9 protein-coding genes and 2 tRNA genes are annotated in these 12,496 nt (G+C 54.1%); 5 read left to right on the top strand and 6 right to left on the bottom strand.

What is annotated here, in order from left to right; translation table 11 throughout:
• On the bottom strand, positions 1-1,362 hold the full coding sequence (yegQ, locus tag AB5Y86_RS00285; protein WP_042082572.1) for a tRNA 5-hydroxyuridine modification protein YegQ: 1,362 nt from the start codon (positions 1,360-1,362) through the stop codon (positions 1-3).
• A 256-nt stretch (positions 1,363-1,618) separates the two neighbouring features.
• Positions 1,619-2,353 carry an EAL domain-containing protein gene (locus AB5Y86_RS00290; protein WP_127005867.1) on the bottom strand — a complete coding sequence of 245 codons (735 nt, stop codon included), beginning with the start codon at positions 2,351-2,353 and terminating at the stop codon, positions 1,619-1,621.
• A gap of 277 nt (positions 2,354-2,630) precedes the next feature.
• Here AB5Y86_RS00290 and AB5Y86_RS00295 point away from each other — a divergent pair, with 277 nt between their 5' ends.
• The 4 genes from AB5Y86_RS00295 (at position 2,631) to AB5Y86_RS00310 (ending at position 7,646) form a co-directional block, all read left to right on the top strand.
• Positions 2,631-3,335, top strand: coding sequence for a hypothetical protein (locus AB5Y86_RS00295; protein ID WP_368191694.1), 705 nt, complete (start codon positions 2,631-2,633; stop codon positions 3,333-3,335).
• A gap of 46 nt (positions 3,336-3,381) precedes the next feature.
• Positions 3,382-3,879, top strand: coding sequence for a CS1 type fimbrial major subunit (locus AB5Y86_RS00300; RefSeq protein ID WP_231720554.1), 498 nt, complete (start codon positions 3,382-3,384; stop codon positions 3,877-3,879).
• A 64-nt stretch (positions 3,880-3,943) separates the two neighbouring features.
• A complete protein-coding gene (locus AB5Y86_RS00305; RefSeq protein WP_368191696.1) occupies positions 3,944-6,352 on the top strand; it encodes a TcfC E-set like domain-containing protein in 2,409 nt (802 codons plus the stop codon).
• Between the two features lie 157 nt (positions 6,353-6,509).
• Positions 6,510-7,646 carry a hypothetical protein gene (locus AB5Y86_RS00310; RefSeq protein WP_368191698.1) on the top strand — a complete coding sequence of 379 codons (1,137 nt, stop codon included), beginning with the start codon at positions 6,510-6,512 and terminating at the stop codon, positions 7,644-7,646.
• A gap of 4 nt (positions 7,647-7,650) precedes the next feature.
• Here AB5Y86_RS00310 and AB5Y86_RS00315 read toward each other — a convergent pair whose 3' ends face one another.
• Positions 7,651-8,304, bottom strand: coding sequence for a response regulator (locus tag AB5Y86_RS00315; protein WP_368191700.1), 654 nt, complete (start codon positions 8,302-8,304; stop codon positions 7,651-7,653).
• Between the two features lie 122 nt (positions 8,305-8,426).
• Between AB5Y86_RS00315 and AB5Y86_RS00320 the strand changes: the two genes are divergently transcribed.
• Complete coding sequence (locus AB5Y86_RS00320; RefSeq protein ID WP_368191701.1) at positions 8,427-11,867, top strand: transporter substrate-binding domain-containing protein; 3,441 nt, start codon at positions 8,427-8,429, stop codon at positions 11,865-11,867.
• On the opposite strand, the gene AB5Y86_RS00325 is transcribed toward AB5Y86_RS00320, so the two are convergent.
• From AB5Y86_RS00325 to AB5Y86_RS00335, 3 genes are all read right to left on the bottom strand, one after another.
• Positions 11,841-12,131, bottom strand: a complete 291-nt coding sequence (locus AB5Y86_RS00325) for a hypothetical protein (protein ID WP_368191702.1) — start codon at positions 12,129-12,131, stop codon at positions 11,841-11,843. The genes AB5Y86_RS00320 and AB5Y86_RS00325 overlap by 27 nt on opposite strands.
• A 142-nt stretch (positions 12,132-12,273) precedes the next feature.
• Positions 12,274-12,358, bottom strand: a tRNA-Tyr gene (locus AB5Y86_RS00330).
• A 44-nt stretch (positions 12,359-12,402) separates the two neighbouring features.
• A tRNA-Tyr gene (locus AB5Y86_RS00335) sits at positions 12,403-12,487 on the bottom strand.
• Positions 12,488-12,496 lie beyond the last annotated feature (9 nt).

A 12,496-nucleotide genomic window follows, 5' to 3' on the forward strand; every position in this document is an offset into this window, starting at 1 on the left:
TCAGGCCGCCGTGTGCGGGTTGCGGGTATCCTGGCTGTCGCCCAGATTGCGCAGCAAAATGCCGTAGTTCACATCCAGATCTTTCGGGACTGGCACATAGACCACGTGACCGTTGCCCGGCGCGGTATCGATAAGCTCGCCCTTGCGGTTCTCCATCTGCTCCAGATTGAAACGGACGTTGCCCTGCGGGGTCATCAGCTCCAGGTTGTTGCCCACCAGGAACTTGTTCTTCACCTCGACCTCGACCATGTCACCTTTGCGACCGGTGATCTCGCCGACAAACTGCTGGGTGTCGGAGACGGAGTAGCCGTAGTCGTAGTTCTGGTATTCGCTGTGATTGTGACGGCGCAGGAAACCCTCGGTATAGCCGCGGTGGGCCAGATTTTCGAGAGTGCCCATCAGACTGCGGTCGAACGGACGTCCCGCCACCGCATCATCGATGGCCTTGCGGTAAACCTGAGCGGTACGGGCGCAGTAATAGAACGACTTGGTGCGCCCTTCGATTTTCAGCGAGTGAACGCCCATCTTGGTCAGTCGCTCGACGTGCTCGACGGCACGCAAGTCCTTGGAGTTCATGATGTAGGTGCCGTGTTCGTCCTCGAACGCGCTCATGTACTCGCCCGGGCGGTTGGACTCTTCCAGCAGCACAAGGGCATCAGTCGGCTTGCCAAGGCCCAGGGTGTTGTCCGGACGCACTGCGATGGGCTCCTGACGGTGGACGATCTGGCCCACGTCATCTTCTTTACCTTCGTGCACCTTGTACTCCCAGCGGCAGGAGTTGGTGCAGGTGCCCTGGTTGGGGTCACGCTTGTTGATGTAGCCGGAGAGCAGGCAGCGGCCGGAGTAGGCCATGCACAGCGCGCCATGGACGAACACCTCCAGCTCCATCTCCGGCACCTGCATGCGGATCTCCTCGATCTCGTCCAGCGACAGCTCGCGGGAGAGGATGGCGCGGGTCAGGCCCATTTGATGCCAGAACTTCACCGTGGCCCAGTTGACCGCGTTGGCCTGCACCGAGAGGTGAATGGGCATATCCGGGAAGGCTTCACGCATCATCATGATAAGACCGGGGTCGGACATGATCAGCGCATCGGGGTTCATCTCCACCACAGGGCGCATGTCGCGGATAAAGGTCTTGAGCTTGGAGTTGTGGGGCTGGATGTTGGCCACCACATAGAACTGCTTGCCCAGCGCATGGGCTTCGTTGATGCCCAGCTGCAGGTTTTCGTGATCGAATTCGTTGTTGCGCACCCGCAGGCTGTAGCGGGGCTGACCGGCATAGACGGCATCGGCGCCATAGGCGTAGGCGTAACGCATGTTCTTGAGGGAACCTGCGGGGGAGAGCAATTCTGGTTTAAACATGGTGGACTCTTTATATCTGATTGCAAATCAGGACGATGCCACCTGATGGCATCGTAGTGGTTGAGCTGCGGTGCAAGATGCCCTCCGAGAGGAGGCTCAATGCAGCGCGACCCGATGACGGCATATCCGGAGTTATCTAAAGAAGAAGCGCCGGATATTCGGGGTGCGAGATTGTACTCGCCCCCACGTCATCATGCAATTTGGCAGGACATTGTTGGCTGCGCGAGCCGATAGGATGCCGAAATGAAACCGCCGCTCAGGCCCAACGGGAGAGGGGGGAGGGCATGGCGTAGACGTAACCCTGTTGATAGTCACAGCCGAGCTGATCGGCAATCTCGATATGGGTCTGGTTTTCCACCCCTTCGCACACCACCTTCATGCCGAGTCGCTGCAGGTACTCCACCAGTCCGGTCAGCATGCGCAAGGCATGGCTACTATTGGTCGCTTGCAGCAGAGAGCGATCCAGCTTGATGATCTCGTAGGGGAGCGCCATCACTCGCTGAAAATTGCACTCCTGGGTGCCAAAGTCATCGCAGGCGATATGGGCACCGTGGCTGCGCAGTACTTCGATCAGGGCCAACTCCTTGCGCTCTAGCGGGGCGTACTCCACCACCTCGAACCAGATTGCAATATCCAGCTTGCGGGCCTGCAAGAGGGTGAGTAACAGCAGGTTCTTATATGTAGGGCTCTCAAAAGCGGGGTTGAGGTTTATCGAGAGGGAGCAAGGAGCATGGCGTGCCAGCGCGGTCAGATCACGCCAAATCGCTCTGAGCATAACGATATCCACATGCAGGGACTCTTCACTGCTGAGAGAGGGAAAGTCTATTCCCTGATAACGCTGCTGGCGGGGTTCCCAGCGTCTGGCCAGCGCCTCAAAGCCGATGATCTGGCGATCCCGGTCAACGATTGGCTGATAAAAGGGCACGGCAATGTCCGCTGTCGTCAGGGATGCCACGTCACCGACCGGAAACTCTTCTTTAAACGCAAACATGTCACTTCCCTGCTGACTGAGATGATTTCGGATCATAGGGGAGTATGTTGAAAGCTGGCTGTAGGAATTGTCTGATTGTTTGCAGAAAAAATACTTTGGCAGTATCAGATTATTCCGATTAAGTCCGCTGTGTGGATTATCTAGACTGGCCTCAATGACGAATTGCCGAGCCAAATATTATCATCTGGCGACTTATATATATGGATGTCATATATTTTTTGCGGAGCCTGCAATGAAGGCACTACTCTCTATCGTTTTTACAGTGTGATTATTATTCATGAATAAGATTTTTACTGTGTTGCTGCTTATATTCAGTAGCAATGCCTTGGCGTCGCCGGATATTAGCGTTGGTACCTTATATGATTATATGTCGGCAGATAAAACTACGCTGCCCAAGCGGGTTAGAAATCTTGGTGATGAGACGGCATTTGTCAAAATAACCTTGGCCGAAATTATATATGGTGCCGATGGCGTGCCGAAGGAGCGGGAGTTACCGGAGGAGGGCGTTCGCCAGCTGGTGACAAGTCCATCTCGGTTGATTATTCCTGCAGGTGGCATCCAGGCTACTCGTTTTATTTATATGGGTGAGAGGGTGCGCGAACGTTATTTTCGGGTGCGTTTTGTGCCGGTCAAACCACAGGATGATGAAATAACCGAATTACCACCACAGCAACAAATTAGCGCTGGGGTCAGCATCATGACCGGTTTTGGCACCATTCTGTTTGTGGCACCCAAAGAGACCCGTTATGACACCCGGATTGACCATGAAAACGGTGTTCTCTATGTGGAGAACCGGGGCAATGCCACAGTTATTCTCGATTATCTGGAACTGTGTGACAAAAAGGAAGCGTCATGTAGTCAGCCGGAGAAAATGCATCTGCTGCCCGGCGTTAAAAAGCGGGTCAGTAAAGAGGCAACCCGGTTGGTTCGTTTTGAACTGATCGAAGGGAAAAAATCGGCTTTCAGGGAATTCAAGCTCTGAATCCCGATATATCACAAGAACGACAATCACACCTGAAGGAGTGGCTATGAAGATGTTATCGCTTTTTCCCGCCCTGCTGCTGGCGAGCGGATCGCTGATAGCGGCCGAGCGCATCGAGCATACGGTGACGGTGACGGCGCAGATCCCGACCGAGAACTTTTACGTGCAACCCGTGGGGGACTGGATGAATACCCCGCAAAAACTGGCCTTTAACTCTTTTAACAACAAGCTGGAGCCATTAGCCAAACAGCTGGATATGAAGAGCACCATTGGTCCCATCAAGGGCTATCTGCTCTATCCCTCCACCATTATCAGCGGTAAGGAGAGTATCGGCGTGACGGTCAAGGTGGCGGGGGTTGAGCTGACCACCTCATCGAAAGACCTGCTGAATCAGGCGGATGCCAATACCGGTAAAAAGGTCGGGTTTGAGATCATTCCGGCAGCGGCGCCAGCCGGTGGCTATAAGCCCGGCAACTATCAGGGAATTGTCAGCATGATGTTTGAATCGGAGGCGCCGTCGGCACCGCCTGCTCAAGGCAGCTGACATGAGTATGTGGGGGTCATCAGGCCCCCTTTAATTGATATTCCAAGCATTCAGGTTGTTCTTCATGGTTCGTTCTCTTCTTCTCTTGCTCGGGTCGTTGCTCTCTGCCTCACTGGCGGCGGCAGACCCGGCACTGTTGCTGCAACAGGCGCGGCAGTTGCCAGAAGGGTTTGAAGCGCACTTTTTTGGCGTTCCCCTGATGGTGCGGGTGACCGTCGACGATCGCCTGCTGGGTGATGGGGAAGTGCTGCTCGGGCGGGATAACTCGGTGCAACTGCTCTCACTTGTGGACGTGCAGGATAGCGAGTTTGACGAGGGGGCGCGTGAACGCTGGTTGAGCAAGCTGGGAAGCCATCTGCCGCTTGGCGAGTGTGGTCGTGCCTGCCCTGAAGGCATCGTGGGGTTGCAATACAGCCTGGAGGAGTCCCAGCTCTCGGTGCTGACCGGTCAGGTGGAGCAGGAGGCGCGGGATCAGCGCTTTATGACATTGCCTCAAGAGAGCAAGGGGTTGCTGGTCCAGAACCAGCTGAACCTGGTACAGGGCAGCCAGCGCAATGGACACTACAACCTGCAACTGGAGGGCAACTGGGGGCAGTGGACCCCCTTTATGGAGGGGGATGCCACCTGGCAGGAGGGGCAATCGAGTGAAGTGGGCCTGGCTCAGCTTTATGGCGAGCGGCTCCATGAGGCCAATTTTTATCGCCTTGGTTTCTTCTTTCCCTCGGCGCAGGGGTTGGTACGTCAGCCGAACTATTACAGTGGCGCGACCCCCACCGTGCTCGGGATGATGTGGGGCAGTTCGGATCTGCTGCGCCGGGAGCGCGGGGTACCCAGTCTGGCGCCGATCCAGGTGGCTCCGGCCCGGCCGGGCATGGTGGAGATCTATCGTGACGGCAACCTGATCCAGTCCCAGCCGGTCGTATCGGGTCTGCAGGCACTTGATACCCGCTCGCTGCCCGGCGGCATTTACGAGGTGGAACTGCGGTTGCTGGAGGATGGTCAGGAGACCCGCCGTTGGCGCGAGATGATCTACAAACCCTCCAACTGGCAGACGCCGGAGGAGCCGTGGCGCTTCAACCTGTTTGTCGGACGCCAGACCCGCTGGCTGGTGCGGCAAGGAGATAGTGATCTGGAAGGGGCCAGTGGTGGTATTGCGGTTAACCATCTGCTGCTCCCCTCGCTGGTAGCGGGGGCGGGTAGCCAGTATGTGGACAAACGAGCCCAGCACTCTCTCTCGCTTGATTGGGAGGCGACCAGTCAGCTTCACGGCTTTGCCTCCCTCAACCAGAGTGTTGGCATGGGGTGGGGCTACGATCTGCAGGGGATCTACTGGCATGGCAACAGCAGTCTGGTGGCCAGCCATTCGCGCAATCTGCGCAAGCAAGGGGACGCAAGCTCGGTATCCAGCCTGTCACTGCAGCAGTCGCTGGAAAAGTGGGGCTCCCTCGGTCTCTATGTTTCTCACCAGTCTGGTCGTGGTAACGGCGCTGATGTGGGGTGGCACTATAGCGATCGGCTGTGGGGGCGTTGGGTGACCTGGAGCGTGACCCTGTTCGATCGTCCCGGCAGCGAGAGTACGGCGCAGCAGCGGGATCGCGGTAGCACGCTGAGTCTCACTATCAACTTGGGGGGAGATGATCGCCAGTTGTCGTTGGGGCTGGGCAGCAATACCTCGCGTTCGGGCGGAGCCCAGCGCAGCGCCTATCTCAACTACCAGCAGGAGGTGGATTGGGGCCCGTTGCGTCAGGTCAGCGTGGGCAGCACCCACGACAGCTATGGTACCGGTCTATCCGGCTATGGCCGTTTCGCGTCGCCCTGGTTGGGTGGCGACCTGTTTGCCCAGCACTCCTCCTATAACGCAGAGGTGACCGGCGGCGTCAACCTGGAGAGTGTGCTGGCGTTGGGGCAGGAAGGGGATCTGGCGCTCGGTTCCCGCGAGATGGGCGGCATGGGCAATGAGGCGGCGATGATCCTCGATATTGCGGCCGATGATGAGGCTGCGCGGATCCGGGTCAGCGACGATCTGGGCAGCGTACAGACCTTTGGGCCCGGTCGTCATCTGGTTTCGGTGCCAGCCTTGCAAAGTGGCGCCTTGCAACTGGAGATGGCTGATCACGAGGGGATGCCGCTCACCATCAAGCCCACCGTGCTCCCCTACCACCTTAATCGCGGCGGGGTGGGTTATGGTCAGGTGAATGCTGTGAGCACCGTTACTGTGATTGGTCGCCTGCTGGACGAGCAAAGCCAGCCGCTGCGTGGTGCTATGGTCAGTAACCCTATAGGGCGGGCATTTACCGAAAATGATGGCTTCTTTGCGCTGGAGGCGAGCCGACGGCAGCCGGAATTTAGCGTGGAACATAATGGCACTCTTAATTGCAACAGTGTGCCAAGGAGACAGGAACAAATTGTTAACTCTGATGTGATTCAGTTGGGGGAGTTAATATGCTCACCCAGAGTTATCGTACAAAAATAAGAGTAACTAAATCGTTATAACGCTTGGTTAATTTTATGATGAACTATAAATAAACTCATGGTGAACTCAATGACATGCTGTTAATCAATGCAATGTTGTACATTGTTTTATTAGTGCTGGCGAACAGGTTTTATCCATATTGTTATAGGGTGTCAAAGTGCTAAGAGTTTTGTTTTTTTTGTGTATATCGACCTATGGTTCTTTTTCCTATGGAATAACAGTGTATGTTAATGCCGAGTATGCGCAATTGAACTCTGGCGTGGGTGGAGATTTTAGGATAACAGATCCATGCGTAACACTGCCTATCTCATTTGTATGTGAAAATAGATTGTCAAGGATCGTTGCAATCGATGCGAATATTGATAGGGCTCTATCATCTAATGTGTATGTCTGGCATAGACTTTTTCATCACCACTTCACTGGGGAGAAAAATGTTGTTATGTCTGATGGAAAGGGGAATAGCCGTGACATGAAGTTTTCTTTTACTCATACGGGATTTATTATGACTAAGAGAGCATTGTCAGCGGATAATAATATTGCTCAGGCCGACCCGGTTGCTAATTGCAAGCTAGTTGATGCTCATCTTTCATCTACAGACACGCTTCTTTATGAGATCAACCCAGCTGAGCAAAAAACAGGTGGTCGCTGCTATAGTCGTGCTTTTACATCAGGTGGAGGTCAAAGTGTTGCGAATGTAAATAAAATTCTCTTTGGTTATAAGTTGATACCGATTGGAATTGAAACCTTACCGAATGGAATTTATCAAGGAAGATTACGGTTACTTGTTGGTTCCAATAAGGATTTTGACTATGGTGATCTTCCCAATCCGTCACCACAGTCCATAGACTTAGAATTCAGGTTGGTTGTTAGGAATCAGATTAAGGTAATTTTTCCTGTCGGTGGTAACAGATTAGTTTTGCAGCCTGATGGAATAGGATGGCACTCCGGTAGAGTGCCGACACTCAGCGGATTGCTACCAATGCAAGTTATTAGCTCGGTACCTGTAGCGATGACGTTGAAGTGTGAATTTATAGGTTTGAAGAATTGCCTTTTAAAAAACAATAGTAATAAAAAATCAATGGCGCTTGATGTTTATAGAATAAATAAAGGTCAAGATACGTTACTTAGCCCAATAACAAGCACAAGATTTAATATGAGTGGGTCTACCATACGTGACTATCTACTATTCAAGATAAATAGTAAAAATGTTGAGGGTGTCCTTGATTCCCCTGGCACTTACAAGGGGAATGTGACGATAGTTATTGATGCAGTTATAGACCCTGTCACGCAATAAATCGTTAATATAGACCATTCTCCCGTGCATACAGAAATAGAGCGCTATCACTTTGCAAGCCGAGTCGAACCATGGCGCTTTTTTTCTGGGTGCTGATGGTTTTGACGCTGCGATGAAGGTAGTCGGCAACCTGAGTAACCGACATGCCGCTGGCCAGCAAGCGCACTACTTCACTCTCCTTGGGCGTCAGCGGGTTGTTGTTGTTGTTGTTGTTGTTGCCTTGCCCGGAGATACCGGCACTGGCCAGCAGCATTTGTACTGTTGGGCCAATATAGCGATGACCGAGCAATATCTGGCGAATGGCATCGGCCAGTTCATTGATAACCGATTTTTTCAGTATCAGACCGTTGACCCCAACCTGAATAAGGGATTGCAAGATGGCGCTGTTCTGGATCTGGGTCAGCACGATAATGGGCAGGTTTGGATAATCCCGACGCAACTGCTGGATCATCACCAGGCCATCACAGCGGATATCTCCCGGCATGCTGAAATCAGTGATCAACAGATCACCATGATGCTGTTGCAATAATTTCAGCAAGTCAGATACCTGATATGCCTCGCCGATCACTTCACAATGGGGTGTTATCTGGTCAATCAGGCTACGGATCCCGGTCAGAATCAAGGGGTGGTCATCGGCAAGAATAATCTTGAAGGACATGGATGAGCCTCTTATAAAACGGTGAATAATATTCAGGCTACCAAAGCTAACATTTCTATACTACCGTGCGCACCCCATTTTTTCAGGTGCATATATCTTTTTATAAATATATGTGAATCGTTATGTCTATATATTGTTCGCTTATGTCATTAATCAAACGATTCATAATTATTGTCGCTGTTTTTTCCTTGACGCCTTCCGTATTTTCGGCGGAGGTACATTCTGTACCAACGATTGAAGTGGGCATATTGGCTGGCGGATGGGGACCATTCCAGCAGTGGGACGGCAAGGTCGCCGCTGGATTCAGTGTTGAATTGATGGAGGAAATAGCCAAAAAGCTTGACTACCGGATTGCCTGGCAGGTTTACCCTGACTGGAAAACCATGTATGCCGATGCCTGCCGTGGCAAGCTGGATATCCTGCTCGATGCATTTAATTCTGAGGTGCGTCAGTGTGTCACCTATAGCCTACCTTACTACACTTCGCCGACCGTGGTGGTGGTTCGCCAGGACAGCCCCCTGTTTCGGGATGTGAGCCGGTTGCAGTCCGCCAGCATTGCTATCGAAAAAGGCTTTCTGACCGAGAAGCTGGTCAAGCTGCACTATCCCAATGTCACACTGCGACTCTTTGTCGATACGCACCGTGCATTGCAGGCGGTTGAGCAAGGTCGGGCAGATGCCTACATCGGTAACCTTCATGTGGCCAATCTGTTTATCGAGCGTCACCCGGCGTTGGCGGTGGTTGCCCAGTCTCCCTTGTTGATGGAAACCCTGCATCTTGGCGTCGCCAGCCAGAAACACACTCTTGCCATCCGGCTTGATACTGCCATTCAGTCGCTAACGGTCGAGGCGCGCAGTGAACTGGAGAAACGCTGGCTGGGGGAGAGCCTGGAGCCCAACTTTATGGGGCACAGTCATTTTTTACTGCGTCCTGATGAGCGTGGCTGGCTCTCGATGCTGCCACCGCTCAAGCTGGGGCTGATCCCCGGCTGGGTGCCCTTCTCCTATCACGCAGAGGATGGCAATTCGGTCGGCTTGATAGCGGATTATCTGAAGGTGTTGCAAGAGAAGCTGGGGCTGGCATACAGCAGCGTCCCTGTACAGAGCTGGCCCGAACTGCAACAACTGCTGCTGCATCATGATGTGGATCTGGCGGTATTACCCGCTCGCATTATCGAGCGGCTGGTGGGTTGGCATGCCAGCGAACCCTTCGCATCATTCCCGATGGTGCTGGTGACGGCGCGCGGTAGTATTCCGATCGGGGATCTCTCCGATCTGGCCGGTAAAAAGCTGTTGCTGACCGACAGCATGCTGATCCCCCAGCTGAAGGCAATGGTGCCTGACCTTAATTTGATCACGACCAAGAGCGCTGGCGAGGGACTCACCCGTGTTGCCGCAGGTGAGGGAGATGCCTATATCGGTAATTTGGTGGTGGTCTCCCGCCTTATCACCGAGCAGTTTGATGACCGGCTTCATATTGCCGCGCCCACCCCCTTCAAGGATGAGTTGGCCGTTGCGGTACGTGAGCCTTACGTCCCCTTGCTGCCCTTGACCAACCGCGTGCTTGCCAGCATGAGCGACAAGGAGAAGCGCCAGATACGCAACAGCTGGCTGGCGCTCAATTACAGCGAAGGTATCCCCAGAGCGAAACTGGTGCGTACCCTGCTGCCCGCCGGGGTGGCGATCACGCTCTTTATTCTGGTGTTGTCGGTGGCTTACTGGCGGCTGCGTCAGGAGATAGTTCGTCGTCATCAGGTTGAGGCTGCACTTGCCAGAGCCAAGGCCAAGGCGGAGTCTGCCGCCACCCAGAAAGGGGAGTTTCTGGCCACCATGAGCCACGAAATTCGCACGCCCATGAATGGCATTATCGGTATGGCGGAACAGCTCACCTTTACCGAATTGACTCAGGATCAGCGCCAGATGGTGGAGGTTATCAACCGCGGTGCCCAGGGGTTGCATGCGCTGATCGACAACGTGCTCGACTTCGCCAAGCTGGAAGCGGGCAAGATGCAACTCGAAGAAGCGCCGTTTCTTGTCCGGGAGCTGCTCGATAGCGTGCTGATCATGACGGTGAGCGAGGTGCATCGCAAGGGGTTGCGCGTCTATCTCTGGGCGGATGCCGGTGTGGCGGCCCGGGTAAGTGGTGATGCGCTGCGTCTGCGCCAGGTCCTCTTCAACTTTGTCAGCAATGCCATCAAGTTCACCGAGCGGGGCTTTATCGAGATCTCGGTGCAATTGCTGTCGCAGGGGGAGGGGCAACAGCAGCTGCGCTTCGGCGTGCGCGACAGCGGCATCGGCATGAACGCCGAAGCGCTTGGCCGGATCTTCAATGCCTTTGAACAGGCAGAGAGCTCCACTACCCGCAGTTATGGTGGTACCGGCTTGGGCCTGAGTATCTGCCAGACCCTGGCCACCTTGATGGGTGGCGAGATCCGGCTGGAGAGTGCCCCTGGGCTGGGCACTTTCATCAGCCTGACGGTCACGTTGCCAGTGCTGGCACAGCGAGAGCCGGATCTCCGTCTCAATGGCGTGCAAGCCCATATCGATCTCCATGACGAGAAGTTGTACCACACCCTGCTGTTGCATCTTGATGCCTTGGGAGTAATACGAACGTCGGAGTCTGGTGATGCTCAGTTGCGTTTCACAGACCATGAGCTGGCGGGCAACGAGCTCATCCGGGTGCTGCCGCTGGCAACCCCCCTCGGTTATTGTTGTGATGAGGAGGGTTACACCCTCAACAGCAATCCCATGACCTGGCATGCGGTGCGGGAAGTTTGCTATCACCAGCTTGGCTTGAGCGATGGGACGGCAACGAAAGCGATGCGAAAGAGCGCACCCATACAGCCCTGTCGGGTATTGCTGGTGGAGGATAATCCCCTCAACCAGTCGCTGGTAATACGCCAGCTCAGGCAACTTGGGATGAACTGCGATGTGGCAGAGCATGGCCAGCAGGCTCTCGAGATGGTCGCGCAGCATCCCTATGAGCTGGTGCTCTGTGACTGTCAGATGCCGGTGATGGATGGTTATGAGTTCACCCGCAGGATACGGGCTGCAGAGAAAGGCGAGCGGCAGCTGATCATCGCCATGACGGCCAATGTGTTACCAGAGCAGTCTGAGCGCTGTTTTGCCGCGGGCATGGACGATCTGCTGGGCAAACCGGTGCTGCTGGATGTTCTGCGCCAGATGTTGCAGAAGTGGCAAATCTTACCCGCGCCAACCTTGATTGATATTGCGGCCATGGAGGCATTTTTTGGTCATGGTGACAAGTTGCAGCAGATGTTTCCGCTTTTTCGCCAGGAGCTTGAACAGTCGATGGTGCAGGAGTCACTTGATGACAATGCATTGGCCAATTGGGTGCATCGTCAGGCGGGGACAATCAGCATGATGATGGCACCGGAATTGGCGGAACAGGCATGGCGATTGGAAGAAAAAATCCGTCAGTTTGGATCGCCAGCTTGTACCGATGAGCTGACACGCTTTCGTGCCCAATTACAGCAAATCATCGATGAATTGACGTTATTGAGCGAGAAAGGGCACTCAGTTATCGAGGGAGAGCTGGAGTAAGGGGAACTGTTCACTCATAAAATTGCGGGGGCTGTGGCCATTGCCTGCGGTGGCCAGCCATTCCCAATCCAGTTTTGGCGAGCCCGCTTTGAAGCGTTGATAGGCAACGCCCTGATGAATGGTCAGAAAGAGGGTCGTGGGGAGTCCCAGCTTGTTGCTATAGCGCACCATCAGATCACCCTGATAGTCGTTGCTGATTCTGACTTTGAGCGCCTGCAATGTCAGACCGATGGCGTGACCATGCTCGTCCCAGACTTCAAACATGATGTGAACACTCTGATGTCGATGATGCCACGATGAGCAAGATGGGATGCAATTGCAACTGTCAGATCTGACAATGCCGAAAAAGTGTGAGGGGGATAGCAGAAAGCGAAAACCCGGCGCGAGGCCGGGTTTTCTTGAATGATGGTGGAGGGAGAAGGATTCGAACCTTCGAAGGCAGAGCCGTCAGATTTACAGTCTGATCCCTTTGGCCGCTCGGGAACCCCTCCACAGGGGCAAAGCAAATTGTATTCAGCCATTGCAATCGGGGAAATGGTGGAGGGAGAAGGATTCGAACCTTCGAAGGCAGAGCCGTCAGATTTACAGTCTGATCCCTTTGGCCGCTCGGGAACCCCTCCACGGGGTAT

The sequence above is a fragment of the Aeromonas sp. s8 genome, assembly GCF_040907785.1.
GTDB classification, from domain to species: Bacteria; Pseudomonadota; Gammaproteobacteria; order Enterobacterales; family Aeromonadaceae; genus Aeromonas; species Aeromonas veronii.